Genomic DNA, 25,187 nt, shown 5'->3' with positions numbered 1-25,187 from the left:
ACACGTAATGCCTTACGAACCCAAAAAGTTGTACAAGAATTTTTATGCGTATAGGTATGGAGGCAGTCGATGAGCATTTGGGTCGGGATCAGTGCCTGTGTCCTCGGTGACAAGGTCCGTTTTGACGGCGGCCACAAACTGTCGCGTTTCGTGGCTGACGAGCTAGGCCGCCATTTTCGCTTCCATCCCCTTTGCCCGGAGATGGCCATAGGCCTGGGCTCGCCGAGGCCGGCCATCCGCCTGGTGGGTGACCCGGACCATCCCCGGGTCCAGGACAGCAAAGGGGCAGGGCTGGACGTCACAGACCAGCTGGACGCGTTCAGCGACAAGGTGCTGCCCGGCCTCCAGCACCTGGCCGGTTATATCCTCTGCGGCAAGTCACCGACCTGCGGCATGGAGCGGGTCAAGCTCTACAGCCATGAAGGGGAGGGGCTGGGCAAGGTCGGCGTCGGCGTCTTCGCTCGCCGGCTGATGGCCGCCTATCCCGAGTTGCCGGTGGAGGAGGATGGCCGCCTCCACGACCCCCTGCTCCGTGAAAACTTCGTGATGCGGGTCATGACCTACCACCAATGGCTGCAGCTGCTGGCCGAAGGGCTCAGCGTCCAGGGGCTGATGGACTTTCACCGCCGCAACAAGTTCCTGTTGTTGGCCCACCACCAGCGCCTCTACCGGGAGCTCGGACCCCTGATCGCCAAGGCCTGCCAGAATGACCTGGCCCAAGTGGCCGGCGACTACATCCGACGCTTCATGGCCGCCTTGGCCAGGCCCGCCAAGCGGCGCGACCAGGCCAACGTGCTGATGCACCTCCAAGGCTTTTTCAAGAAGGTGCTGGAGCCGCAAGAGAAGGCCGAACTCGCCGCCCTTATCGACGATTATCGCCAGGGCCTGGTGCCGCTGATGGCGCCTTTGACCCTGCTCAATCACCACTTGCGCCGCCATCCTTTGCCTTACCTGGCCGAGCAGCGCTACCTGCAACCTTATCCTTCGGATCTGAAACTGCGTTATGGACTCTGAACTGCTGAAAATAGGCGAGCTGGCCGAGCTGTCCGGCGTTTTGCCCGTTACCCTGAGGGCCTGGGAGCGCCGCTATGGCCTGCTCAAGCCCCAGCGCACCCCCAAGGGCCACCGCCTCTACCCCCGCAGCGAACTGGACAAGGTGGCGCAGATCCGCCGCTACCTCGGCATGGGGGTGGGCCTGGCCGACATCAAGGCGCTGCTGGCCGGCATCAGCGAGCCCAAGGCCACACCCCTGGCGCGGCCCCTGTTGGCCCTGGCCCAGAGCCTCAAGGTCCAGGGGCTGCGCCATTCCCTGGACCAGTTCCTCAAAGAGCAGCCCCTGGATCTCGCCTGTGGCGCCCTCTGGCAGCAACTGGAGCAGTGGCCGCCCGGACCTTTTTCCGCCGCGGCCAAGGGCCTCTTGGAAGCAGAACTTAGCCAGCGCCTGGCCGCCATCTGCCGACTCCAACAGCAGTCGAAAAAGCCCCTGGCCTTGCTGGCCGGCAAGCTGCCGCCCCTGTGGCGGCTGATGGTGGCGGCCGTGCTGTCCCATCGTCACAACCTCGTGGATCTCGGAGAAGCCCTGGATGGCCAGGAACTGACCCTGGCCTGTGCGGCCCTGGCGCCAGAGGCCTGCTTCCTGGGGGCCTGCAAAGGCGAGCTGCCTCCCCACCGCTCGGTGCTGCCCGGCGCCTTCAACCTCGAGGAGGCCCCATGACCCAGCTCATCTGGTTCCGAAACGACCTGCGCACCCTGGACAACAGTGCCCTGGCGGCGGCCGCTGCGGCAGGACCGGTGCGGGGGCTCTTTATCGCCACTCCCGGCCAGTGGCAGCGGCACCCTATGGCGCCCGTCAAGATGCGGCTCATCAACAAGGCGGTAGAGGCCCTGGCCGGACACCTGGCCGACATCGGTGTCGAGCTGGACGTAGCGGTGCTGGAGGATTTTGCCGCCGTACCCGCCTTCCTGCAGGGCTATTGTGCAAAGCACCAGAGCGAAGCCCTCTACGCCAACCGTGAGTACCTGGTCAACGAGATGGCCAGGGATAGCGCCGTGGCTAAGGCACTCACCATCCCCTGCCATTTCCTGCACGACAGCCTGCTGGCACCGCCGGGGGCCGTCATGACCCTGCAGGGCCAGCCTTACAAGGTCTTCACCCCCTTCAAGAAGCAGCTCAAGGAGCTGCTGCTGTCGGCACCGCCCCAGGTCCGCCCCCGGCTCAAGGGCCAGGGGACAGCGGCCGCCCCCGTGCCCTGTTTTTCCGATCCCCAATGGGACCCGATGCTGGCTCCCTGGCCCCAGGACGAAGAGGCGGCCCTTGTGGCCATGCGCCGCTTCGTGGTGGAGGAGGTGGCCGACTACAAGGCCAGGCGGGACTTTCCCTCTCAGGAGGCCACCTCCCGGCTGTCGGCTGCCCTTAGCCTGGGCCTCGTCTCGGTGCGCCAGTGTTTGTGGCGGCTGCTGCACGAGCATGGAGACAGCACCTGGGATGACGGCAGCGGCCCCGGGACCTGGCTCAACGAGCTGATTTGGCGGGATTTCTACCAGCACATCGCCTTCCATTTCCCCACTGTGGTCAAAGGCCGCGCCTTCCAGGAGGAGACCGACGCCATCCCCTGGTCAAGTGACCAGGCGGTCTTTGCGGCCTGGTGCGAAGGGCGTACCGGCTTTCCCATCGTCGATGCCGCCATGCGCCAGCTGGTGCAGACTGGCTGGATGCACAACCGGCTGCGCATGATAGCGGCCTCCTTCCTGGTCAAGGATCTGCACCTGGACTGGCGCTGGGGGGAGCGTTTCTTCATGGCGCACCTGATTGACGGCGACTTCGCCGCCAACAACGGCGGCTGGCAGTGGGCGGCCAGCACCGGCACAGATGCCGCCCCCTATTTCCGCATCTTCAATCCCACGGAACAGGGCAAGCGCTTTGATCCCGACGGCCACTTCATCCGTAAATTTTTGCCAGAGCTTCAAAGACTTGACGACAAGTACCTGTTCGAACCCCACCGTTACCCCGGTCGGTTGGATTATCCGCAGCCCCTGGTGGATCACAAGGTGGCAAGGAACCAGACCCTGGCCCTTTTCAAGGCCATCAAGGAGGCCTGATGCAAGCGGCACTGGAACGATTTTTAGGCCACTACCAGCGGCTGGATAAAGAAAGCCTGCACCTGCTGGCCGAGATGTACAGCAGCGATCTGGTATTTGAAGATCCGGCCCATCGCATCACCGGCCTGCCTGCCCTGGAGCGCTATTTCGAAGGGCTCTACCAGCAGGTGGAGGACATCCACTTCGACTTCCACGCCGTCCGCCTCTTTGGCGAGGAAGCCTGGGTGCAATGGACCCTCAAGCTGCGCCATCCCCGGCTCAGCGGCGGCAGGTCTTTCAGCCTGGACGGGGTCAGCCTGCTGAGCTTCGACTCGGACGGCAAGGTCTGTCAGCACCGGGATTATTTCGACCTTGGCGCCATGCTTTACGAGCGCCTGCCCCTGCTGGGGCCCTTGGTGCGTTGGCTCAAGGGGAGGCTGGCCCCATGAAAGTGCTGATAACAGGTGCCAGCTCCGGCATAGGCCGCCAGTTGGCCCTGGATTACCACAGGGACGGCCATCAGATCTGGGCCCTTGGCCGCAACCCGGCGGCCCTGGCCGAGCTGGAAGTACTCGGCATCCGTACCCAGGCCCTGGAGCTCACCGACAGGGCGGCGGTGCTGGCCTGGTGCCAGGGTCTTGGCAGCCTTGACCTTGCCATCCTCAATGCCGGTACCTGCGAATACCTGGAGCTGCCGGCTTTCGATTCGGCGGCCTTTATCCGGGTGATGGAGGCCAACCTGGCGACCCTTGCCATCTGCATCGAGGGGGTGCTGCCGGCGCTGCAAAGGGGCAACAACCCCCGCCTTGCCGCCATGAGCTCCAGCGCCGCCTTCGCGCCGCTGCCAAGGGCCGAGGCCTATGGGGCGTCCAAGGCCGCCATCCGTTACCTGATGGATTGCCTGGAGGTAAGCCTACAGGGGCAGGGCATAGGGGTCAGTACCCTCTTCCCGGGTTTTGTCAAAACGCCACTCACCGACAAGAACGATTTTCCCATGCCGCTGCGGATCAGCGCCGAGACGGCCTCCTTGCGGATCCGCCAAGGCCTGGCCAAGGGGCGGCGGCACATCCATTTCCCCAAGACTTTCACCTGGCCGCTGCGGCTCCTCGGGGCCTTGCCCCAGGGGCTTTGGCGCCACCTTGCCAAAGGAATGCTCAGAAGATGAAACGTATCGCCGTGGTCGGCTCCGGCATCGCCGGCATGAGCGCCGCCTATTACCTGTCCCGCCAATACGAGGTCAGCCTCTTCGAAGCCGGCCCCCGCCTCGGTGGCCACACCCATACGGTGGACGTGGAGCTGGAAGGGGAGAAGAGCGCCATCGATACCGGCTTTATCGTCTTCAACGACAGGACCTACCCCAACTTCCTGCGGCTGCTGGCCGAGCTGGAGGTGGACTACCAGCCCACCGAGATGAGCTTCTCGGTGCGCAACGACGCTGAGGATCTCGAGTACAACGGCCATAGCCTGGCCACCCTCTTTGCCCAGAAGCGCAACCTGCTGCGGCCCCGCTTCTGGCGGTTGCTGCGGGACATACTGCGCTTCAACAAGGCCGCCAAGGCCGAGGCAAGAAGGCCGAGTGCCGAGACCCTTGGCGCTTTCATCGACCGCAACGGCTTCGGCCCCTGGTTCGTGGAGAGCTACCTGCTGCCCATGGGGGCGGCCATCTGGTCCATGGGCCTGGACGAGATGCGGGAGTTTCCGCTGCATTTCTTTGCCCGCTTTTTTGAAAACCACGGCCTGCTGGACGTGGCCAACAGGCCTCAGTGGTTCACCATCAAGGGCGGCTCCCGCCAGTACATAGCGCCCCTGACGGCCCCCTACAAAGAGCGCATCCATCTCGCCACCCCCATCGACCAGGTGGCCCGCCAAGGCGGCCAGGTGCGCCTTGCCAGTGGCGACAGGGAGTGGCTGTTCGACGAAGTGGTGCTGGCCTGCCATTCGGACCAGGCTCTGAAGATGTTGGCCGCGCCGAGCGACGCAGAGCGTAAGGTGCTGGGCCGGCTCGGTTTCAACGACAACCAGGTGTTGCTGCACGTCGATACCGCCCAGTTGCCCAAGAGGCGACTGGCCTGGGCCAGCTGGAACTATTGCCTCGGCCGCGGCCGGGCCAAGCCGGTGGTGACCTACGACATGAACATACTGCAGCGACTCAAGAAGCGCTTCACCTATCTGGTGACCCTCAACGACGATGTCTCAGAGCCCAAGGTGCTGGGCCGCTTCGACTACGCCCATCCCGTTTTCAACCTGGCGGCCCTGGAGGCCCAGGCCCAATGGGCCGAGATCTCGGGCCGCGATGGTATCCACTACTGCGGTGCCTACTGGTTTAACGGCTTCCACGAAGACGGGGTGCGCAGCGCCTTGCGGGTCTGCGAGGCTTTGGGGGTGGCGCCTTGACTTCGGCCCTCTATGTCGGCTCGGTGCGCCATCGCCGCCACCAGCCGAAGCGGCACCAGTTCAGCTACCCCTTTTTCATGTGGTACCTGGATCTCGACGCCCTGCCGGCCAGCCTTGGCCCCTGGTTTTCCTGCGAGCGTTTCGCCCTGGCCCGCTTCTACCGCCCCGACTACCTGGGGCCGGCGGAGCAACCCCTGGGGGAGGCGGTCAGGGACAAGCTGGAGGCGCTGACCGGCTCCCGGCCCCAGGGGAAAGTCTGCGGGCTCTTGAACCTGCGCACCCTGGGGCTCTATTTCAGTCCGGTCAATTTCTACTACGGCTTCGACGCCGAGGGGCGCTGGAGCCATTTCCTGGCGGAGGTCTCCAACACCCCCTGGAACCGCCGCCATTGCTACGGCTTCAAGGTGGAAGACGGCCAGGTGCCGGACCATGACAAGGCCTTCCATGTCTCGCCCTTCAACCCCTTGGAGCAGCGCTACAGCTGGCGGCTCAAGGCTCCCGGCGACCAGTTGCTGGTGCACCTGCAAAACCAGGACGGCCGCGGCTGCGTAATGGATGCAACACTGGCGCTGCGGCGCCACCCCCTGACCCTTGAGGCGGTCCGCCGGCAGCTGCTGCGCAGGCCCGCAATGACCCTGACAGTGGTGCTCGGCATCTACTGGCAGGCCCTGAAACTGGCCCTCAAGGGCGTGAAATTCTACGGCTACCCCAAGGAGACGGCATGACGGACTCGGCCACCCAGACCAAGACCCAGCCCCTGCAACCCCTGTTGACCCTGCCGCAGCGGGTGGCCAGGAAAACCCTGTTCGCCCTGCTGGCACAGCTCCAGCAGGGCCAGCTGAACATCCGTGACGCCGAGGGCCTGGTCAGGTTCGGCCAAGGCCAGCCCAGCGCCACCCTGGAGGTGCTGGACGGGGCCTTCTATACCCGGGTGCTGCTGGGCGGCAGCATAGGGGCGGGGGAGGGCTATGTCGACGGGCTCTGGCGCTGCGACGACCTCACCGCCCTGGTCCGCATCATGGTGCTCAACCTGCCGCTGCTGGACGGCCTGGAGCGGCGCCTGGCCTGGTTGACCTGGCCGCTGCAACGGCTCAAGCACCTGGCCAATCGCAACAGCAAACGCGGTTCGAAGAAGAACATCCTGGCCCATTACGATCTGGGCAACGCCCTCTACGAGCGCTTCCTTGACCCCACCATGATGTATTCCTCGGCGCTCTATCCCCATGCCGAGGCCAGCCTGGAGGAGGCGCAGCGCCACCGCCTGGACAGGATCTGCACCCGCCTCGATCTTAAGCCGGGGGACAGGCTGCTGGAGATCGGCACCGGTTGGGGCGGCCTGGCGATCCATGCCGCCCGCCATTACGGCTGCCATGTCACCACCACCACCATCTCCGACGCCCAGTATGAAGAGGCCGCCAGGCGGGTGGCCGAAGCGGGGCTGGAAGACAGTATCTGCCTCCTCAAAGAGGACTACCGGGAGCTTGGCGGCCAGTACGACAAGCTGGTCAGCATCGAGATGATCGAGGCGGTGGGCCACGGCTACCTGCCGGGCTTTTTCAAAAAATGCCAGTCCTTGCTCAAGGACGATGGCCTGATGCTGCTCCAGGCCATCACCATCAGCGACCAGCGCTACGACAGCTATGCCCGCTCCGTGGACTTCATCCAGCGCCACATCTTCCCCGGCGGCTGCCTGCCCTCCAACACCCGCATGTTGTCCTTGATGACGGCCCATACCGACCTGGTGGTGCGCGATTTGCTGGACTTCGGCTTCGACTACGCCCGCACCTTGAGGGAGTGGCGCCGGCGCTTCCACGGCGCCTTCGAGGAGCTTCGCCAACTGGGTTATGACGAGCGTTTTCGCCGCCTCTGGGACTACTACTTCTGCTATTGCGAAGGGGGCTTCATGGAGCGGGCCATCAGCGTGGTGCAGCTGGTCGCCACCCGGCCCGGTAACCGCACATGCCTGTCTGGCTGAACCTGCTGCTGTTCCAGCTGGCTTGGCTGGCCGCCGTGCTCTGGCAAAGCCCCTGGGCGGTAGCCGCCTTGCTGGCCTTGCACCTGGCCCTCAGCCCAAAGCGGCGCAACGACGCCCTGCTGATGGCGGCCCTGGTGTTGGCCGGCCTGGCGGTGGACGGCAGCCTCAGTGCCGCCGGTGTGCTCGACTTCGGGCCTGGGCCTTGGCCTGTGCCCCCTTGGCTGCTGGCGCTCTGGGCCGCCTTTGGCATGTTGCCCAACCATGGCCTGGCCTGGCTGAAAACCAGGCCCTGGCTGGCGGCGGTGTTGGGGGCCCTGGGCGGACCTTTTGCCTACTGGGCCGGAGTGCGGTTGGGGGCGGTCAGTTTCGGCTGGCCCCTGGGCTCGAGCCTGGCGGTACTGGCCCTGGTCTGGGCCCTGCTGTTGCCGCTGCTGATGCGGCGCGGTACCGGGAGCCTGTCATGAAATGGCTTGGGCTCTTGCTGTTTTGCGCCCTGCCGGCCTTCGCCCAGTGGCAGTTGGTGGGGCAGGGGCGTTACCAGTACCTCTTCTGGGATCTCTACCAGGCCCGCTATTACCGCAGTGACCAGGGCCAGGCCCTGGCCCTTCGCTACCTCAAGCATTTCGACGCCGACGACATCGTCAGCCAGACCGGCAAGGAATGGCGCCACCTGGGCCTTTTCAACCCCGACTGGCTGGCCTGGTTCCAGGCCCACTGCCCGAACGTGCGCAAGGGGGACGAGCTGCGCCTGGAAGTGCTGCCCAGCCAGAGCCGGCTCTATTTCAACGGCACCTTGGTGGCCACCAACGGCTCGCCGGGGTTCGGCCCGGCTTTCCTGGCCATCTGGCTGTCACCCGAGACCCGGGCCCCCGGGTTGCGAAAAGCCCTGCTGGGTAAGGAGTGATGATGCGAACATGGTTGATGGCGATACTGCTGATGCTGGGGGGCTGCAGCGCCAGCCTGGAGGATTACCAGGGCACGGCGCCACCGCTGCGTCTGGAGACCTTCTTCCAGGGCCCCCTGGTGGCTAGAGGCGTCTTCCAGGACTACTCGGGCAAGGTCATCAGGCGCTTTACCGTCAAACTGCAAGGGCAGTGGCGGGACGGTGTCGGCACCCTGGACGAGCATTTCACCTATGCCGACGGCAAGACGCAGCACCGCCTCTGGACGCTCAAAGCCCTGGGCGGCGGCCGGTACAGCGGCAAGGCCAGCGACGTGGTGGGGGAGGCCCAGGGCCGGGCCGTCGGCATGGCTTTCGAGTGGCATTACCGGATGCAGCTCAAGCTGGACGACGGCTCCGAGATGGAGGTCGGCTTCGAGGACTGGATGTATCAGTTGGACGACAAGCACCTCTTGAACCGCTCCGTGATGAAGAAATTCGGCCTGGCGGTGGGGGAAGTGACCCTCTTTTTCGAAAAGCGGTAAAATCGGCGGCCCTTGCGTATAATGCGCCGCCATGCAAAACCACGCCGCCGAACTTCGCCAACTCAGCCAGGTGCTGTCCGCCCACAAGGCGGATTGGCAGTTCCTGCCCTTCGACCGCTTCCACTGGCCCTGGCCGGAGCTGGCTTTTGTCACCGACCTGGAGCCCGATGCCCTGGAGGCCATGGGCGTCGCCGAGCACCTGGCCCTGGTCCGGCGTGTCAGGCCAGCCCTGGCCCCCTGGTTGGCCATGTCCCTGCCGAGGCTACCGCAGGCGCAGCTCAAGCTGCCGCCCCGTATCGAAGTGGGCATGCCGGGGCGCAAATGGGCCCAGGTGCGGGACTTTGCCGGTGCCATAAGCCCGCTTGGTCCTGTGCTGGAATGGTGCGCCGGCAAGGGCCACCTGGGGAGGCTGCTGGCCAGCCAGGGGCAGCGGGTGACGGCCATCGAATGGCAGGCCGAGCTGTGCCGCCAGGGCGAGGCCGAGGCGCAGCGTTGGCAGCTGCCACACAGCTTTGTCTGTGCCGACGCCCTGGCCCCCGACAGCAGCCAGTTCTTCAAGCAGGACATCCATGCCGTTGCCCTCCATGCCTGTGGCGAGCTGCACCTGAGCCTGCTGCGCCAGGCCAGCAGCGCCGGCGCGGCCGCCATCAGCCTGTCCCCCTGCTGTTACCACCTTATCAAGACGGAGCGCTACCAGCCTTTGTCCAGGGTGGGCAGGGAAGGGGATCTGGGCCTCACGCCTTTTGATCTGCGCCTGCCCCTGCAGGAACAGGTGACGGGGGGCGCCCGCATAGCGAGGCTGCGCCACACAGAACAGCACTACCGCCTGGCCTTCGACGCCTTGCAACGGCAGCTGCTGGGGCGCGACAGCTACCTGCCTGTCCCTCCTGCTCCCCAGTCCCTCTTTTCGGGGCCCTTCGCCGACTTTGCCGCCTGGGCCGCCGGCCAGAAGGGCCTGGCCCTGCCCGCCGGCATCGACTTAGCCCCTTGCCTGGCGCGCGGCGCCGAGCGCCAGCGCTTCGTGCGCCAACTGGAATGGGTGAGGCACTGGTATCGCTGGCCCCTGGAACTGTGGTTGCTGCTCGACAGGGTCTGCTTCCTGGAGGAGCAGGGCTATGAAGTCCGGCTCGGCACCTTTACCGACAAACACAACAGCCCGCGCAACGCCCTTATCGACGCGCGCAGAGGAGATGCCTGATGTACCTGCCCGTCACCCTGGAAAGCCGCCATTACGCCAAGGCCAGACTCTCTGCCCGCCAACGCCTGGCCACAGGCCTTCTGGTGCATTGGCAAGCCGGCCTTGGGGCGCTTCGCCTCGGCAAGGCCTACCATCCGCTCCGGACCGGCGATCTGCTGTGGTTGCCTGCCGATACCCTCTTCGCCCTCGGTGCCAGTGACGACAGCACCTTCGATTGCGCCTGGCTCTCTGCCCGCCTGGATCTGCCGATGCCCGAGAAGCTGGGGCTGCTGACCGACCCCTGGCTGGCCCTGACTCTGGACAAGGCCAAGTCGAAACAGGGCGAGGCCAGGGCACTGCTGCTGCGCTGCCTGGCCCTGGGCCTGGAAGGGCAAAAACTGAAGGCGCTGCCGGCCCCCCTGGCCTGGCCGGCCCAGGGTAGCCTGGCGCCATTGGCCCTTATCGAGGCCGGCCGCCAAGGCCGCCACCAGGCCGGCGTCGATATCGACCCCAGGCCCTTGCCCCTCAGCCCCGAGGGCTGAGCAGGGCTCCGTTTTTTTTCCAGGCGGCCTTGCACAGCAGGGCTTGGACGGCATTACAATGCCGTTACTTCCCCCCTTTTCGGAACCTCCGATGCAAGCGGACTGGCTGAGCATTACCCCCTTTTCCTGGACCGATATCGGCATGTCGGTGCTGTGCGGCGCCATCATAGGCCTGGAGCGGCAACTGCGCGGCAAGCCGGTGGGGATCCGCACCTCGGCGCTGGTGGTGCTGGGCACCTATTTCTTCGTGATGGCCTCCCTGTCCATCACCAACAGCAGCACTGATCCGTCCCGGATCATCGGCCAGGTCGTCACAGGGGTCGGCTTCCTCGGGGCCGGCGTCATGATGGCCAGGGACGGGGTGGTGATAGGGGTCACCTCGGCCGCCGCCATCTGGACCCTGGCCAGCATAGGGGTGGTCATCGCCATCCACCATGACAGCACAGCTCTCAAGCTGAGCCTGGTGATAGTGACGGTACTGGTGGGAGTGGACATGCTGGAGGCCAGCTTCAAGTCCCTGCGCCGGGGCGTGCACCAGCGCTACCAGAGTTGGCGGCAAAAGCCCCCCGTCGACCCCTGGGAAGAAGGTCAGTGAGGCTGGCGGTCACGGGCGCCTCCGGGCGCCTTGGCCGCCACCTGGTTCAGGCCGCCCTGGCCGAGGGCCACCAGGTGGTGAGCCTGGACTTGGCCGGGCAAGAGCCTGTGGACATCCGCCGCGATGATCTGGCGCCCTGGCTCGACGGTTGCGACGCCGTCATCCACAGCGCCGCCCTCCATGGCCGCCACCTGGATCTGGGGCTTTCCCGCCAGGCCTTCATCGACACCAACGTCAGCGGTACCCTGCGCCTCTTGGAAGCGGCCAAGGCGGCCGGGGTGGGGCGCTTTCTCTACACCAGTACCACCTCCATCTACGGCGCCGCCATGGACTGCCCTGACAGAGCCGTCTGGGTCGACGAAGACCTCGCGCCCAGGCCCAGGGATATCTACGACATCAGCAAGCAGGCCGCGGAGCACCTGTGCCGGGACTTCTTCGCCCCGGGCTTCACCACGGCCGTGCTGCGGGTGTCGCGCTTCATGGACGAGCCGGCCAACGCCATGGCCAACTACCGGCTTTACCGCGGCCTGGACGAGCGCGACGGTGCCTTGGCCCATCTCAAGGCCTTGTCGGCCCCCTTGGCAGGCTTTGAAATATTCAACATCTCCAACCGCTCACCCTTCCAGCAGGCCGACCTTGGCGAGCTCAAGCGGGACGCCGCCGCCGTCGTACTCCGCTATTACCCTGATGCCAAAGCCCTTTATCGGCAAAGAGGCTGGCAGCTGCCAGCCAGCATCGACAGGGTTTATGTCACCGCCAAGGCCGAACGCCTGCTCGGCTACAGGCCAAAGTTCAACTTCGACCAGCTGCTGGGCCTTTAGGGTCCCTGAAGCCGCGTCCTGCCTGGCCTGGCACTGCCTATACTCAATGCTGGGCGTTGACGAAGGAGGTTGCTATGAGCATGTCAGAGTCCTTGCGCAATTACCTCGCGGCACGGAACATCAGGGCGGAACACATCCACCATCCGTACAGCGAAGGGGCGCTACAGAGCGCCATCGCCAGCCAGGTGCCATTGAAATACATGGCCAAGGCGGTGGTGCTGGAAGATCACGAAGGCCGCCAGATCATGGCGGTGGTGCCGGCCAGCCATAAGGTCAGCCTCTCCAGGGTCAATTTGTTGTTGGAAAGGGATTGCCGGCTGTTGACCGAGCGGGAACTGGCCGATCGCTTCCGCGATTGCGAGCTGGGCGCCATACCGGCCCTGGGCGAAGCCTTCTCCATGGAAACCCTGGTGGATGAAAGCCTCTGGTGGCGTGACGATGTCTTCCTGGAAAGCGGCGATCACAAGGATCTGCTGCACATCAAGGGGGAACATTTTAGGGCCCTGTTGCCCCACGCCAAGCAGGGGGCCATCGCCTTCGAGGAACAAACCTGGCATTGAAAAAAGGGCCGCATTCGCGGCCCTTTTCTTGGGTTCTTGGGGCTCAGTCGGCCCGGCCCATGAAACGCTTTTCGCCGGTGTGGATCCGCACCCTGTCACCCACCTTGATGTATTCCGGCACCTGGATGCTGAGGCCGCTGGCGAAGCTGGCCGGCTTGGTGCGGGCCGTGGCGGAGGCGCCCTTCATCTCGGGGGCCGTATCGACGACGGTCATTTCCACCGTCTGGGGCAGCTCCAGGCCCACCACCTGGTCGTCCACCATCAGCAGCATCATGCCCTTGGTGTTCTCGTCGATGAACAGCAGCTCGTCGCTGATGTCCTTGCTCTTGAGGGGGAACTGGCTGTAGTCGGCCTCGTCCATGAAGACGTGCTCGTCGCCGTCGGCATAGGACAGCACCACGTTGTGGCGCACCATCTCGACGGTGTTGAGGATATCGTCGCCCTTGAAGCGCTCCTCCACCTTGAGGCCGGTGCGCAGATCGGAAAAGCGCATCTTGTAGAGGGTGGTGGCGCCGCGCGCGCTGGGGTTCTGCACTTCCACGTCGCGCACTATCAGCAGCTTGCCGTCCAGTTCGACGACCAGGCCTTTCTTGATTTCGTTAGCCCTTGGCATGGGTATTTCTCCTGGAAAGATGGCGCATCTTAAGCCAGGAAAAGCCCTTTTTGCCAGTCAGTCGTGGCGCCGTTGCAGCCAGATGTAGATGAGCGGTACGAAGCCCAGCAGGGCGGAGAACAACAGGAAGACCCCTTCGAGGATCACCGGCAGCCAGAAGGCGTTGAAGCCGGCCAGACGGGCCTGGTTGGGGGTGTTGGGCAGGTAATAGAGCCAGAGCCGCTCACCGACCTGGGGCGGGGTGGCGAAGGGGTTGTATTCGGTGAGATCGCTCTTGGACACGAACTCGTGCCAATGGCCCTTCTTGTCGTTGTAGTAGATGGCCAGCTGCAGCTTTTCCTTCATGCCGAAACGCTGGGGAACGTGCTTGATGAGGTGCTGGCGCACCACGCCACGGGTCATCTCGGCCTGGTTTAACCAACTGAACCTGTCGTGGAGGGAAAAGGCGAATTTGACGGCCATCAACAAGGCGATGATCGCAAAGACCACGAAGGGCACCAGCAGGAGGCGCTGCAGCCATCGACTATCGTTGTTGGGAGACACTGCTGTCTGCATCAGGACCGAAACACGCCGTTACAGAATGACGTCTGAGTAAAGCATATTTTCGCCCCGAGTTCACGTCCGTATTTGTACTACATTTGTTTAACAAAGCATTTGATTTGCCTGGATTTTGCTTCGATGTTACGCCGCCTTTTAGGGTTGTTGCTCCTGCTTTGCCCAGTCGTAACCCTGGCCTGTGATCAGGCCCTTTGCCTCGACTTGGACGAACGTACGCACCAGATGACCCTGGTGGCGCAGAACCGCAGCGCCGCTCCCATGACGGTGAAGATCCAGGCGGTGTTCAGCGGCCTCAAGGCCGCTCCTGAACTGCCGCTGGTGGCGGAGCTGGCGCCAAGGGAGAGCCGGGCATTGGTGGTCTTCACCAAGCTGACCAGCTGGAAGCTGCGCTACTGGTCCCAGTGGTCAAGGGGCTCGGCCAGCGCCCGCCAGGATACCCAGATCCTCTACCGCCTGCCCTGGCAAAAAGGCCGCTTCAAGGTGATCCAGGGCTGGGGCGGCCGCTTCAGCCACGACGAGCCCCACAGTTTTTACGCCGTGGACTTTGCCATGCCCCAAGGCACCCCTGTGGTGGCGGCGAGGGCAGGGCGGGTGGCCATGGTACGGATGGACTCGACCCAGGGCTGCGGCGACAAGCGCTGCATCGAGGAGGCCAACTACGTGGTGATAGAACACGACGACGGCACCCTGGGGGAATATTTCCACCTGATGCCCCACAGCGCCAGGGTCAAGGTGGACGACCAGGTGCAGGTGGGGCAGGTGCTGGCGCTGTCAGGCAATACCGGCTTTTCCACCGAGCCGCACCTGCATTTCGTGGTCAAGACCGCCAACAAGGATGCCAGGCCCCAGTCGCTGCCTTTTAAGTTCGAGACAGCGCAAGGGCCCGTCTTTGGGCCTGTGCCAGGCCATTGGTACAGCGCAGCCGGCGACGATAACCAGGCCCTTGGCCAGCAACCTTAGAGGCTTTGGGCGTACTGGTAGAGGCTCTTGAGGATGGCCATGGCCTTTTCGTCTTGGGCCCGCTCTTCGGCCAGGCTCTCCAGCTCCAGCATGAAGTCCTGCAAGCTGAAGCCGCGGCTGCCCTCCACCAGCACTTCCTGGCGGTAGCAGCGCCAGCGCTGCTGTTCTTGCTCGGTCAGGGTCTGGGCGAAGTGGCGGGCCCGGTAACGGAACAGCAAGGTGTTGAGCCGCTCATCCTTGAACCGGATCTGGCCAAGCTGGTTCGGATCCTGATTGTCGCGGACCAGGGCCATGGCGGCTTTGTCGGCATCGCTGATAAAGCCGCCATAGAGGGCTTCCTCGGCATCCTGGCTGGCGAACTCCCCTTCAGCTGCAAAGAGCTCGACCAGCTTGTCGCGCAGTTGTGGCCGCTGCTTCAGCTGCTCCAGGTTGTCGCGGCAGCGGCCGCGGTCTATGCCGAGCTCGTCAGCCCGCTCAGGGCCCAGAGTCTTGGCGGGGGCCAGTATGGGGCACTTGTTGATGTGCACCAGCTTGACCGGCAGCCGCGACTGGCCGGCTTCCAAGTCGGCGTTGCGGGTGTAGAGCCTCGCCTTGAGGGCCTCGCCTTCCAGCTCCAGCAGGGGCGCGAGGTCGCCGTTGAGGTCGACGACGATGACGGCGTTCTTGTTGACCGGGTGCCAGGCCAAGGGCACCACGTAGGTGGTGCAGCCCTGGAGGGCGGGGAAACGGCTGGAGGTGTGCACCAGAGGTTGGAGGTTGATGACGTCGATGAGCTGGGCCACGGCCTGCTTGCGGCGCAGCTTGAAGAAATAGTCGTAGAGCTTGGGCTGGCGCTCGCGGATCAGTTTGGCCAGGCCTATGGTGGCCTCGACGTCAGAGAGGGCGTCGTGGGCGCGCTGGTGGGCCAGCTCGTTGGCGGCGCTCAGCAGCTCCAGTTTGAAGCTGGGGCTGCCGTCCTCGTTTTCAGGCCAGTGGATGCCTTCTGGCCTCAGGGCATAGGTGGCCCTGACCAGATCGATAAGATCCCAGCGGCTGTTGCCGTTCTGCCATTCCCGCTCGTAGGGGTCGAAGAAGTTGCGATAGAGGGTGAAGCGGGTCACTTCGTCGTCGAAGCGCAGGCTGTTGTAACCCAGGCTGCAGGTCTGGGGCTGGCTCATCTCGGCATGGATGCGGCGGATGAACTCCGGCTCCGGCAGGCCCTTGGCCAGGGCCTGCTGTGGGGTGATGCCGGTGATAAGACAGGCCAAGGGATGAGGCAGGTAGTCGTCCGTGGGCTGGCTGTACCAGGTGAGCGGCTCTGCTATGGGGTTGAGATCTTCGTCGGTACGGATGGCCGCGAACTGGCAAGGCCTGTCCCTCTTGGGATCGGCGCCAAAGGTTTCAAAATCATGGAATAAAAGGCTGGCGGTCATCGGTGGGGATTTTCAGTGGGCGAAAAACACAGTCTATCTTAAAGGAGGCTTGTGAGCCAAAGGCCGGGAAAAGGGCAAAAAAGAAGGCCGCAGAGGTGGGAAAAGCGGCCTGAATAAGAGGGGTCTCGACAGGGTCGATTACCTTGCTTGCAGAACTAAGTTTACTCAGCAAAGCATCGCTGGGAAGTGTGATGCGGGGCGCTGTTTAACAGCGATTCAGTATCAACAAAAGGGCAAAGGGCCAAGGCCTGGGCTACATTTGCCTATCGGGGAGGAACCCCTTTTTTTGACAAGGACGGACATATGGATTTGCGCACCTCAGTGGGAACAGTCTTGGTATTGGGATACGGTCTCTGGATGGCCGCCGTGATGGAAAACTATTACGGCAACAGGGCCGGCTACCAGACCATCAGCTGGCAGGGCCTGGCTGCCAGGCAATGTGAGACCCAGGTCAAGCAATTGGAGAAAGGGGCCTTCACCCGCCAAGTCTCCCTCAGGACTACGGACGTAATGGAGCAGGACGAACGCCGTTTCCGTATCCAAGGCACCCTGTCCCGGGAAAACTACCTGGGGGAGCGGCAGGATCTGGCTTACCACTGCGAGTTGGCCCTTTCCTACAGCCTGGTTGACCCTTTCGACAGCAGTGCCTGGTTGGCCAAAGCCATAGAAACCGAGACGCGGCCTGCAAAGCGGGACAGCTTGACGGCGTCACTGCGCTGATAGCTTTCCCGATAAAAAGAAGGCGGCCCCTGGGCCGCCTTTTTTCATGGGTTGGACAAGGCCGCTCAGTGGTCTTGCTTCAGGTCCAACAGCTCAAATTTCACCAGCTTGAGACGCTGGTGATCGTCCAGTTTGAACTCGCAGATGAAGGTGAGGGGCTTTTCCTGGCGCAGGGCCTGGCCGCTGGCCACCACCAGCTGATCTTTTTGCTGCACATTGATGTAGTCGGTGGGCACCATGCCGAGGCGGGCATGAACGGCCAGCTCGCAAAGGCGGCTGGCCTCCTGCTGGAAGGGATGCAAGGGGACTGTTGTCTGGCTGAGTAGCAGCAGGGCGGCAAGCATGGAGTTCTCCTGTTGTTATCTTTTTAGTTTGCCTTCGCTGGCCGCTAAAGGCCATGGCCATGATGTCTGTGAGCTTCCGGCTTTAATGGCGGCAAGCCTTGGCGTACTGTGTCAAAGGCCGCCCATGCATCAAGGAGGGACGCCTTGCATCACCATCATCACCATGAGCACGACGACGTGGCCAACATCAAGGCCGCCTTCTTCCTCAACCTGGTTTTCACTCTGGTGGAGTTCGTGGGGGGGCTGCTGACCAACTCTGTGGCCATACTGAGCGATGCCGTTCATGACCTGGGGGACAGCCTGGCCCTTGGCCTCGGCTGGTGGCTGGGAGACAAGGCCAAAGAAGGCCCCAAGGGGCGTTTCAGCTACGGGCCCAGGCGGCTCAGCCTGCTGGCGGCCTTCATCAATGCCCTGGTGTTGGTGGCAGGGGCCGTCTTGGTGCTGAGCCAGGCTATACCGCGGCTCTGGGCACCTCAGATGCCCAACGCCAGCGGCATGATTTGGCTGGCGGTGCTGGGAGTACTGGTCAACGGGGCAGCGGTCTTTCGCTTAAAGGGAGCCCGCAGTCAGAATGCCAAGGTGGTGAGCTGGCACCTCCTGGAAGACGTGCTGGGCTGGGTGGCGGTGTTGGTGATAGCGGTGGTGATGCTGTTTGTCGACTGGCCCATACTGGACCCGCTGCTGTCGGTGCTTTACACCGGCTTTATTCTCTACAACGTGGTCAAGTCCCTTTGGGCGACGGTGATGCTGTTCCTGCAGGCCACCCCGGAGGACTTGGACATGGCCGTCATAGAGGCGGAGATCCTGGCTCTGGATGGGGTCAGGGGAGTGCACCACCTCCATGCCTGGTCTTTTGACGGCGAGCACCATGTGCTCACAGGCCATGTGGTGACCGACGATGGCTTTGACGTTACCGCTTATGCCCGGCTGAAAAATCAGTTGGCCGGCCTCAGCCGGCGCCATGCCTTGTCCCACACCACCTTCGAGGTCGAATTTGCCGACGAGGCCTGTCGCATGGCAGAGCCTCATCCCCACTGAGAAAAAAGGCCGGGTTGCCCCGGCCTTTTTTGTTACTGGAAGCTCAGCGACCAGTAATCCAGGTAGCCAGTGTCCTGGCTGTAGAGATCCGCCACCTTGAGTTTCCAGGTGCCGTTGCTGTCGATACCGGCGGCGTTGACGCTGTAGGTCTCGTGCACGTCATCGGCGCTGTCGGAGCCGCTGCTCTTGAGCCTGAAGCTCTGGCCGTTGGGCGCGATGAGGTCGATCTGCAGATCGCCGCGGTAGGTGTGGATGATGTCCACCTTCACGGAAACGGTGCCGCTGTCGCCACTGCGATCCACATTGATGGCGCTCTGGATACCGGTGGCGTTGTTGTCCGGGATGGAGGTGTTGGTGCCGTTCTCGTAGGTGCTGCCACCGCTGCTGCCGTCACTGTAGCTGCCGGTCAGGGTGACGCCAGAGTAGCTGCTGTAGCCCTTGAGCATCACATGGTAGGTACCGGCCTGGGGCGCGCTGATGGTACAGGTCTCGTTGTTGCCACCGACGTAGGGACGGCAGTCGTAGCTGCTGGTTGTGGGGTCGCTGCCAAAGCGCACATAGAGGTCGGCATCACCGCTGCCGCCGCTGGTGGTGAACACCAGGTTGGAAGCGCCGGCGGGTACGTCCAGGGTCCAGAACTGCTCGGAGCCGCTGGCGCCGCTGATGTTGGAGACCGGTACGCCATTGGTCAGGACGCCGCCGGTGGGGGGCGGTGTAGTACCGCAGGAGGAATCCACACCGACTGTAGTGAAGGCGTTCTGCACGTCGGTCACGTTGTAGCCCAGGTCAGTAGTGGCCTTGACCACACCGCAAGCGGCGTCGTTGTAGTCGGAGTTGGCGTTCCAGTAGAGCTCGTTGGCGGTGGCGAACACCTCGAAGGCCTTGCGGGTGTCCCAGCCGCTGCTGGTGGCCACCAGGTAGAAAGCGCGGTTGTAGACACCTGAGCTGTAGTGCACGTCCAGGCCGTCGTAGTAGTCGGCGGCGTTGTCGATGGAGGTGCCGTCACGGCTGGGTTGGTCCATGTAACGCAGGGCGCCCGAGCCTTTGAAGATGTCGGCGCCGACCATCCAGTCATTGCTGCCCTTCATGTAGTACTCGACAGCTTCACCGGCCATGTCGGAGAAGGCCTCGTTGATGCCGCCGCTCTGGCCGGAATAGGTCAGGCCTGAGTGCTGCTCGGTAAAGCCGTGGGACACTTCGTGCCCAGAGACGTCCAGGCTCACCAGCGGGTAGAAGGTGGAGCCACCGTCACCGAAGTTCATGGCCGAGCCGTCCCAGAAGGCGTTCTCGTAGTTGCTGCCGTAATGCACCTTCATGACCAGCTTGAAGCTGAGGGGAGTGGTGTTCAGCCAGTCGTGATACATGTTGAAGATGACGCCGCCGAAGTAGTGGGCGTCGTTCAGCGGCGAGTAGGCGCCGTTGACTTGCTTGTAGGTGTTGTTGGGACAGGTGAACTGGTAGACGCTGCCGCCGGAGGTGGCGTTGTTCATGTCCACCGTCTGGACATTGGTGTTGTCCATGCGGCAGTTGGCGTCCACGTCCAGGTAGCCGTAGTCGGTACCGTAGAAATATTCCCCTGTCTTCTGGTTGCCGCCCGGGCCTGTTGCGTTCTGGAAGGCAAGCTGATCCCAGCTTTTCAGCACCTGGCCGCTGTGGGCGTCGATCAGGGTGAAGGGGCGGCTCGGGTGTTGGCCGGCGATGAACTGGTCAACCTGGTAAACCAGGTGGGCCTGTTGCTGGTCGTCCAGCCAGATGAAGAGCTTGGCCTGGCTGCGGTCAACCTTCTTGAGGCCATGGTAGGCCTGGGCCTTCTTGAATGCTTCTTTGTCGTCGAAGGCGGGGGTGACGTCGGCCAGATCGGTATCCAGGCCCTCGGCATAGTTACCCAGCATCTGGTGGTAGAGCCCCAGGCTGTCGATGTCGGCGGTCATGGACAGGCCGTAGACCTCGACGCCTTTGTAGAACTGGCGAAAGCGTGCTTTCGCCAAGTTGCCGCGGCGTACTTCGGTGGCCTTGAGGCTTTGGGTCTTGGGCAGGCCCAGCATCTGGGCCGCGTCCAGGTTAGGCTTCAGGGCCTGGACCCTGGGGCTGCCGGCCTTGAGATGGACTATGTTGGCCGCCATGGCCATAGGAGTGGTAGTGGCAGCGCAAAGCACCGCCAGTGCGATCTTGTTCATGGATAAGTTCCTTCGTTATAGGTTTTTTCCTTATCCGTCCTCCCTTAGAACGGACGCGTTTACATCTAGGCAACATATTGAGGCAAGTCAACTAAAGATAAAAAAATGAGCAAATGTGTTTGTGCTGTCGGCGAAAGTGCCTGCCTGGGAAAGGTGAGGGAAAAGGTGGACCAAAACGGGTGAAAAGCGGGGGACGGGGCTAGGCAGTCAGGGGCGCGGGTGTTAGTGTGCAGCTGTTGCGTAGGCTGGTTTTAATCAAAGTCAATATTCACAAAATTAAAACCTTGCCATTTTCTGTAAACAAAACTTTAAGCAAGGTGTAAGCATGCAAAAGGATGCCCTCAATAACGTCCATATCAAGGCCGAACAGGTCCTGATCTCCCCCCAGCAACTCAAGGCACAGCTCCCCGTCGCCAGCGCCTCCCTGGCGCGGATCATCGAGGCTCGCCAGGCCATCGCCGACATAGTCCAGGGGCGCGATCCCCGCCTGCTGGTGATCTGCGGTCCCTGCTCCATCCACGATCTGGAGGCGGCCAAGGCCTACGCAACCCGCCTCAAGGCCCTCCACGATCGTTACCAGGACCGGCTCTATATCGTGATGCGGGTCTATTTCGAGAAGCCGCGCACCACAGTGGGCTGGAAGGGTCTTATCAACGACCCGCACCTTGACGGCAGCTTTGATTTGGAAGGCGGCCTGCGCCTGGCCAGGGAGCTACTGGTGTGGCTGGCCGATCTTGGCCTGCCGGTGGCCACGGAGGCGCTGGACCCCATCAGCCCCCAATACCTGGCCGATCTCTTTGCCTGGTCGGCCATCGGCGCCCGCACCACCGAATCCCAGACCCACAGGGAAATGGCGTCGGGCCTGTCCATGCCGGTGGGCTTCAAGAACGGCACCGACGGCAGCCTGGCGACGGCCATCAATGCCCTTCAGGCTGCCTCCCAGCCACACTGTTTCATGGGCATCAACCAGGAAGGCCAGGTGGCGGTGATGCAGACCGAAGGCAACCCCGATGGCCATGTGATCTTGCGGGGAGGCGCCGAGCCTAATTATGACGAAGTCGCTGTAAATGAATCGCTACAAATGCTGGTGAATTCCGGCCTCAATCAAGCCATCATGGTGGACTGCTCCCACGCCAACTCCGGCAAGGATCATCGCCGCCAGCCCCTGGTAGCGCGTGAGGTCTTGCGCCAGCGCCAGAATGGCCAAAAGGCGTTGATGGGGATCATGCTCGAATCCAACCTGGTGGAGGGGGCCCAGGCCGCTGGTCCCAAGGCTCAGCTGATCTACGGCCAGTCCATCACCGATGCCTGCATCGGCTGGGAGGCGACCGCCGGCCTGCTGGCCGAGCTGCACGGCGGCTTGCAGGCTGTGGCGGAGGCTTGCTGATGCTGGAGGAACTGCGTGGCCAGATTGACCAGTTGGACCAGCAACTGCTGACCCTGCTGGAGCAGCGCCTGGCCTTGGTGCGGGAAGTGGGTGAGGTGAAGCGGGAGCAGGGCCTGCCCATCTACGCCCCCGACCGAGAAGCCAGCATGCTGGCCCAGCGCCGGGCCGAAGCCGAAGACCGGGGGCTTAACCCCGACCTTATCGAAGACATATTGCGCCGCTGCATGCGCGAGTCCTACCAGCAGGAGGTGGGGGCCGGCAGCAAGTGCCTGCGGCCTGGCCTGGGCAAGGTGGTGGTGGTCGGGGGGGCGGGCCGCCTGGGCCACCGCTTCGTCCAGTATTTCCAGGCTTCAGGCTATGAGGTTACCGTGCTGGAGAAGGACGACTGGCCAAGGGCCGAGGCCTTGCTGGCCGGTGCCGGCCTGGTGGTGCTGAGCGTGCCCATCGACCAGACCCTGGCGGTGATCGAGGCCCTGCCACCTTTGCCTGAAGGCTGCACCCTGGTGGATCTCACCTCCACCAAGGTCGGCCCCCTGGCCGCCATGCTGGCCAAGCATCCCGGCCCCGTGCTGGGACTGCACCCCATGTTCGGCCCTGATGTATCCAGCTTTGCCAAGGAGGTGGTGCTCTATTGCCAGGGCAGGGGCGACAACCAATGGCTTGTCGAGCAGATGATGCTGTGGGGCGTCAAGATGGTGGCCGTGGAGGCCGCCGAGCACGACGGCGCCATGGGCTTTATCCAGGCGCTGCGCCACTTCACCAGCCTGGCCTACGGCATTCACCTGATGGAAGAGGGCGCGGATATTCCGGCCCTGCTGACCATGAGTTCCCCCATCTACCGGCTGGAGCTGGCCATGGTCGGCCGCCTCTTCGCCCAGTCCCCCGAACTCTACGCCGACATCATTTTGAGCAACGGATCACATCTTGAACTCATCAGGCGTTTTCAGCTCAGGTTGGCAAAAGTGACGGAGCTGCTGGAAAGCCGCGACAAGGCCGCCCTGGTCGCACGCTTTAAAGAAGTGGCGGCTTTCTTCGGCCCCCGGGCCCAGGAATTTTTGCGGGAAAGTCGGCTACTCTTAGCTCAGAGCAAGGATAGCCGCCGCGGTTGAGTCGATACCTTGCACTTGCCATGCTCTTTCCGCCCAGGCAGCTCGCATCAAAACAGATCCAGGATTAACATATGGTCGGTGCCAGGATGGCGCCCTCGACATCAAGGATTGGATTATGAGAAGCCTCCTCTTTATCTGTTATGGCCTGCTGCTGGGTGTCTATCCCCTGGTGGCTCTGGTCACGCCCTACCTGGCGTTCAACCCCTACTTTGCCGTCTTGCTGCCGCTGCTCTGGCTTGGCCTCTTCGGCCATGGCCGCCGTATCCCGTTGCTGACCCCAGGCAGCTGGCAACTGATGGCTGTGGCACTGCTGATGCTGCTGCTGTTCATGGGGCTGGGTGCCTGGCAGGACCACATCCTCACCCCCAATGGCGCCTGGCATGATTTTTCAGACTCCAGCAGCCTCTCCACCTATCTGCTGCAGCTGACTTTGTTGGTGCCCTGGGTGGCGTTGATGCTGCGCTACGGCGACTGGCAACACCCTGCCTGGCTCAAGAGCCCCAAGGGCCAATGCGCTTATTGGCTGGCCGGCCAGTTCGACAGCCAGGGCCAACTGCACCTCAAGACCCTGGGGTACGATCTCAAGGCCGAAGTGCATAAGGACGGCATTGCCGTCGTCCTGCAACGCGGCCGCCAGCAGTTCCACCAATTACTGCCGGACATCTTCCAACTGGTGGATTTTGTCAGTGCCAACAGCCCCTTGCTTGACGAGGTCATGGACTGGCAGTTGCCGCACGGCAGGGACAAGGTGCGGGCCTTGCCCTGAGCATGAACTGGCGTTTCCCGGCCCTGCTGGTGGCGCTGCTGCTGGTAGGGCTCTGGTGGTACCAGCAGCTGTCGCCTGGGGCAAAAAAGAGCCCTCCTGCGCCATCCCCTGTTGAACCTCCAACCCTGCCCGGCGCTGCGTCACCTTCGGCCACGCCGCCCCTTGCCGAGTCCGCCCCTTCCCGGCGTGGACAGTCCAAGGAAGCTCCCCCAGATCCCATGGCTTACCTCAGGGCCAAGGTAGTGGAACTGCATCATGATTTCGATCCTGCCCTGAGCCTTTCCGCCCTCGAAGCCTGGCCCAACCTGGATGCCGAACAGGCCTATCGCCTGGCCGAAGGTATCCAGTACTGCCTCAACCAACCCAAAGACGTCGCCAAGCCCAGCCCCGGGCTCAGCCAGTGGACGGCGCGCTGTGCCGGCCTGCCGGGGCAGTGGCGCAGCCGGGATTTCATCGAGCAGCTGCAAAAGCAGTCTGCGGAAGGGGGCTTTTTGCTGGCGCAGCTGATGCTGGGTTTCGAACTCAGTTACCAGGCGGACAGGGCGGCGTTGAGGGGGGAGGGCAGCGCCTCCGAATTGCGGGGCCAATCGCTGGCCTGGTTCGAAAAGGCAGCCGACCAAGGGGTCATCATGGCGCTGGCAGTGCTGGCCAGCGAGTATGCCGATCCTGACAGCGGCGAGTTCTACCACCCGGTCAAGGCCCTGGCATACCTGGATTTCCTTAAAGCATTGCTGCCGGGCTTTTCTGCGCCCGGGCTGGAGGACGGGATCAAGGATCTGCCCTATTACGACAGGGACGCCGCCCTGGCCCAGCAGGCGGCGTTGGAGGCGAAGTGGCAGGCTCTGGACCAGCTCTGGCGCTGATTATTTCACCGCTTGCTGCGGCCAAGCTGAACGTCCTCTCCCTTTCCACACCCCAGGCCCCTCTTCGTTCAGCCTGGCCAGGGCAGGGCCTTGCTAGGGTTGCCCGGGAGAAACGAAGAGGATAAGCCTATGAACAAGTCCATGATGGTCGGTATGGCCCTTGGCGTGGCGGTAGCCGCCGGCGGCGGCGTCGCTGCCTACAGCCTGGGGGAGAAGGGCCCGGCTTATGCCAAGGTGCTGAGCGCCAAAGCAGTGATGCAGAATGTCCGCACCCCGCGCCAGGACTGCCAAGACGTGACCCGCACAGTGCCAAAGCCGGTGCAGGACCAGAACAGGGTGGCGGGCTCAGTGATAGGGGCCGTGGTTGGCGGCGTACTGGGCCACCAAGTCGGTGGCGGGGACGGCAAGAAGCTGGCCACTGTCGCCGCTGCGGCGGCTGGCGGTTATGCCGGCAACCAGGTGCAGAAGAACCTGCAGCAGCAGGACCTGACCACTGTTACCGAGCACCAGTGCCAGACCGTCTACGACAAGTCCCAGAAACTGGTGGGTTATGACGTGAGCTACCAGATAGGCGACAAGGTCGACCATATCCGCATGGACCATAAGCCTGGCGACCGGATCCCCCTCAAGGACGGCCAGCTGGTGCTGGATGGCCAATAAAAAAGCGCCCTAG

General features: G+C 63.2%; 29 protein-coding genes. 24 read left to right on the top strand and 5 right to left on the bottom strand.

The genetic code is table 11. From position 1 onward, the window contains the following. The first annotated feature begins 69 nt into the window (after window positions 1–69). The 16 genes from PVT67_RS09560 to PVT67_RS09485 all read left to right on the top strand — a co-directional run bounded on the left by PVT67_RS09560 (window position 70) and on the right by PVT67_RS09485 (window position 12,567). Window positions 70–1,014, top strand: coding sequence for a YbgA family protein (locus PVT67_RS09560; RefSeq protein ID WP_301493238.1), 945 nt, complete (start codon window positions 70–72; stop codon window positions 1,012–1,014). Continuing rightward, on the top strand, window positions 1,004–1,714 hold the full coding sequence (locus PVT67_RS09555) for a MerR family transcriptional regulator (RefSeq protein WP_301493236.1): 711 nt from the start codon (window positions 1,004–1,006) through the stop codon (window positions 1,712–1,714). Before PVT67_RS09560 ends, PVT67_RS09555 begins: the two co-directional genes overlap by 11 nt. Continuing rightward, complete coding sequence (phrB, locus tag PVT67_RS09550; protein WP_301493234.1) at window positions 1,711–3,099, top strand: deoxyribodipyrimidine photo-lyase; 1,389 nt, start codon at window positions 1,711–1,713, stop codon at window positions 3,097–3,099. Before PVT67_RS09555 ends, phrB begins: the two co-directional genes overlap by 4 nt. Beyond that, entirely contained in the window at window positions 3,099–3,527 is a 429-nt protein-coding gene (locus PVT67_RS09545; RefSeq protein ID WP_301493233.1) for a nuclear transport factor 2 family protein, read from the top strand. The genes phrB and PVT67_RS09545 overlap by 1 nt, the downstream gene beginning before the upstream one ends. Further along, on the top strand, window positions 3,524–4,243 hold the full coding sequence (locus PVT67_RS09540; protein ID WP_301493232.1) for an SDR family NAD(P)-dependent oxidoreductase: 720 nt from the start codon (window positions 3,524–3,526) through the stop codon (window positions 4,241–4,243). Before PVT67_RS09545 ends, PVT67_RS09540 begins: the two co-directional genes overlap by 4 nt. After that, on the top strand, window positions 4,240–5,472 hold the full coding sequence (locus PVT67_RS09535; protein ID WP_301493231.1) for an NAD(P)/FAD-dependent oxidoreductase: 1,233 nt from the start codon (window positions 4,240–4,242) through the stop codon (window positions 5,470–5,472). Before PVT67_RS09540 ends, PVT67_RS09535 begins: the two co-directional genes overlap by 4 nt. Continuing rightward, on the top strand, window positions 5,469–6,197 hold the full coding sequence (locus PVT67_RS09530; RefSeq protein WP_301493230.1) for a DUF1365 domain-containing protein: 729 nt from the start codon (window positions 5,469–5,471) through the stop codon (window positions 6,195–6,197). The genes PVT67_RS09535 and PVT67_RS09530 overlap by 4 nt, the downstream gene beginning before the upstream one ends. Then, entirely contained in the window at window positions 6,194–7,447 is a 1,254-nt protein-coding gene (locus tag PVT67_RS09525; RefSeq protein ID WP_301493229.1) for an SAM-dependent methyltransferase, read from the top strand. The genes PVT67_RS09530 and PVT67_RS09525 overlap by 4 nt, the downstream gene beginning before the upstream one ends. Then, on the top strand, window positions 7,432–7,911 hold the full coding sequence (locus tag PVT67_RS09520; protein ID WP_301493227.1) for a DUF2878 domain-containing protein: 480 nt from the start codon (window positions 7,432–7,434) through the stop codon (window positions 7,909–7,911). Before PVT67_RS09525 ends, PVT67_RS09520 begins: the two co-directional genes overlap by 16 nt. After that, the gene (locus PVT67_RS09515) at window positions 7,908–8,351 is read left to right on the top strand and encodes a chalcone isomerase family protein (protein WP_301493226.1); all 444 of its coding nucleotides are present in this window, start codon (window positions 7,908–7,910) and stop codon (window positions 8,349–8,351) included. The genes PVT67_RS09520 and PVT67_RS09515 overlap by 4 nt, the downstream gene beginning before the upstream one ends. A gap of 2 nt (window positions 8,352–8,353) precedes the next feature. After that, window positions 8,354–8,872: a DUF3833 domain-containing protein gene (locus PVT67_RS09510; RefSeq protein WP_301493224.1), complete on the top strand. Its 519-nt coding sequence runs from the start codon at window positions 8,354–8,356 to the stop codon at window positions 8,870–8,872. A gap of 31 nt (window positions 8,873–8,903) precedes the next feature. Beyond that, window positions 8,904–10,070: a methyltransferase gene (locus PVT67_RS09505; RefSeq protein ID WP_301493223.1), complete on the top strand. Its 1,167-nt coding sequence runs from the start codon at window positions 8,904–8,906 to the stop codon at window positions 10,068–10,070. Then, window positions 10,070–10,591, top strand: coding sequence for an AraC family ligand binding domain-containing protein (locus tag PVT67_RS09500; protein ID WP_301493222.1), 522 nt, complete (start codon window positions 10,070–10,072; stop codon window positions 10,589–10,591). The genes PVT67_RS09505 and PVT67_RS09500 overlap by 1 nt, the downstream gene beginning before the upstream one ends. A gap of 91 nt (window positions 10,592–10,682) precedes the next feature. Further along, a complete protein-coding gene (locus tag PVT67_RS09495; RefSeq protein WP_301493221.1) occupies window positions 10,683–11,186 on the top strand; it encodes an MgtC/SapB family protein in 504 nt (167 codons plus the stop codon). Further along, the gene (locus PVT67_RS09490) at window positions 11,183–12,007 is read left to right on the top strand and encodes an NAD-dependent epimerase/dehydratase family protein (RefSeq protein ID WP_301493220.1); all 825 of its coding nucleotides are present in this window, start codon (window positions 11,183–11,185) and stop codon (window positions 12,005–12,007) included. The genes PVT67_RS09495 and PVT67_RS09490 overlap by 4 nt, the downstream gene beginning before the upstream one ends. Before the next feature lie 74 nt (window positions 12,008–12,081). Continuing rightward, complete coding sequence (locus tag PVT67_RS09485) at window positions 12,082–12,567, top strand: aminoacyl-tRNA deacylase (RefSeq protein ID WP_301493218.1); 486 nt, start codon at window positions 12,082–12,084, stop codon at window positions 12,565–12,567. 43 nt (window positions 12,568–12,610) lie between these two features. Here the strand turns inward: PVT67_RS09485 and efpL are convergent, their stop codons facing one another. Further along, complete coding sequence (gene efpL, locus PVT67_RS09480) at window positions 12,611–13,180, bottom strand: elongation factor P-like protein EfpL (protein WP_301493216.1); 570 nt, start codon at window positions 13,178–13,180, stop codon at window positions 12,611–12,613. Between the two features lie 57 nt (window positions 13,181–13,237). Beyond that, complete coding sequence (locus PVT67_RS09475; RefSeq protein ID WP_301493215.1) at window positions 13,238–13,735, bottom strand: DUF3592 domain-containing protein; 498 nt, start codon at window positions 13,733–13,735, stop codon at window positions 13,238–13,240. Between the two features lie 204 nt (window positions 13,736–13,939). Between PVT67_RS09475 and PVT67_RS09470 the strand changes: the two genes are divergently transcribed. Next, the gene (locus PVT67_RS09470) at window positions 13,940–14,698 is read left to right on the top strand and encodes a M23 family metallopeptidase (protein WP_301493213.1); all 759 of its coding nucleotides are present in this window, start codon (window positions 13,940–13,942) and stop codon (window positions 14,696–14,698) included. On the opposite strand, the gene sbcB is transcribed toward PVT67_RS09470, so the two are convergent. Continuing rightward, window positions 14,695–16,110, bottom strand: coding sequence for an exodeoxyribonuclease I (sbcB, locus tag PVT67_RS09465; RefSeq protein ID WP_301493212.1), 1,416 nt, complete (start codon window positions 16,108–16,110; stop codon window positions 14,695–14,697). The genes PVT67_RS09470 and sbcB overlap by 4 nt on opposite strands. Before the next feature lie 303 nt (window positions 16,111–16,413). Between sbcB and PVT67_RS09460 the strand changes: the two genes are divergently transcribed. After that, window positions 16,414–16,830 (top strand): hypothetical protein, encoded by a 417-nt coding sequence (locus PVT67_RS09460; protein ID WP_301493211.1) that lies wholly within the window; start codon window positions 16,414–16,416, stop codon window positions 16,828–16,830. Window positions 16,831–16,895: 65 nt separating this feature from the next. Here PVT67_RS09460 and PVT67_RS09455 read toward each other — a convergent pair whose 3' ends face one another. Next, window positions 16,896–17,174, bottom strand: a complete 279-nt coding sequence (locus PVT67_RS09455; protein ID WP_301493209.1) for a hypothetical protein — start codon at window positions 17,172–17,174, stop codon at window positions 16,896–16,898. A gap of 144 nt (window positions 17,175–17,318) precedes the next feature. Here PVT67_RS09455 and PVT67_RS09450 point away from each other — a divergent pair, with 144 nt between their 5' ends. Then, the gene (locus tag PVT67_RS09450; protein ID WP_301493208.1) at window positions 17,319–18,212 is read left to right on the top strand and encodes a cation diffusion facilitator family transporter; all 894 of its coding nucleotides are present in this window, start codon (window positions 17,319–17,321) and stop codon (window positions 18,210–18,212) included. A 32-nt stretch (window positions 18,213–18,244) separates the two neighbouring features. Here the strand turns inward: PVT67_RS09450 and PVT67_RS09445 are convergent, their stop codons facing one another. Continuing rightward, the gene (locus tag PVT67_RS09445) at window positions 18,245–20,389 is read right to left on the bottom strand and encodes a M4 family metallopeptidase (protein WP_301493206.1); all 2,145 of its coding nucleotides are present in this window, start codon (window positions 20,387–20,389) and stop codon (window positions 18,245–18,247) included. A 325-nt stretch (window positions 20,390–20,714) separates the two neighbouring features. Here PVT67_RS09445 and PVT67_RS09440 point away from each other — a divergent pair, with 325 nt between their 5' ends. The 5 genes from PVT67_RS09440 (at window position 20,715) to PVT67_RS09420 (ending at window position 25,174) form a co-directional block, all read left to right on the top strand. Further along, entirely contained in the window at window positions 20,715–21,776 is a 1,062-nt protein-coding gene (locus tag PVT67_RS09440; protein ID WP_301493204.1) for a 3-deoxy-7-phosphoheptulonate synthase, read from the top strand. Continuing rightward, window positions 21,776–22,885, top strand: coding sequence for a bifunctional chorismate mutase/prephenate dehydrogenase (tyrA, locus tag PVT67_RS09435; protein ID WP_301493203.1), 1,110 nt, complete (start codon window positions 21,776–21,778; stop codon window positions 22,883–22,885). The genes PVT67_RS09440 and tyrA overlap by 1 nt, the downstream gene beginning before the upstream one ends. A gap of 115 nt (window positions 22,886–23,000) precedes the next feature. After that, window positions 23,001–23,651 (top strand): hypothetical protein, encoded by a 651-nt coding sequence (locus tag PVT67_RS09430; protein ID WP_301493201.1) that lies wholly within the window; start codon window positions 23,001–23,003, stop codon window positions 23,649–23,651. Window positions 23,652–23,653: 2 nt separating this feature from the next. Continuing rightward, window positions 23,654–24,514, top strand: coding sequence for a hypothetical protein (locus PVT67_RS09425; protein WP_301493199.1), 861 nt, complete (start codon window positions 23,654–23,656; stop codon window positions 24,512–24,514). Window positions 24,515–24,643: 129 nt separating this feature from the next. Beyond that, window positions 24,644–25,174 (top strand): glycine zipper 2TM domain-containing protein, encoded by a 531-nt coding sequence (locus tag PVT67_RS09420; RefSeq protein ID WP_301493198.1) that lies wholly within the window; start codon window positions 24,644–24,646, stop codon window positions 25,172–25,174. Window positions 25,175–25,187: the final 13 nt, after the last annotated feature.

The organism is Gallaecimonas kandeliae (assembly GCF_030450055.1).
Lineage (GTDB): Bacteria > Pseudomonadota > Gammaproteobacteria > Enterobacterales > Gallaecimonadaceae > Gallaecimonas > Gallaecimonas kandeliae.
The sequence above is the reverse complement of the archived record's forward strand: the minus strand, read 5'-3'. Positions and strand labels throughout refer to the sequence as shown.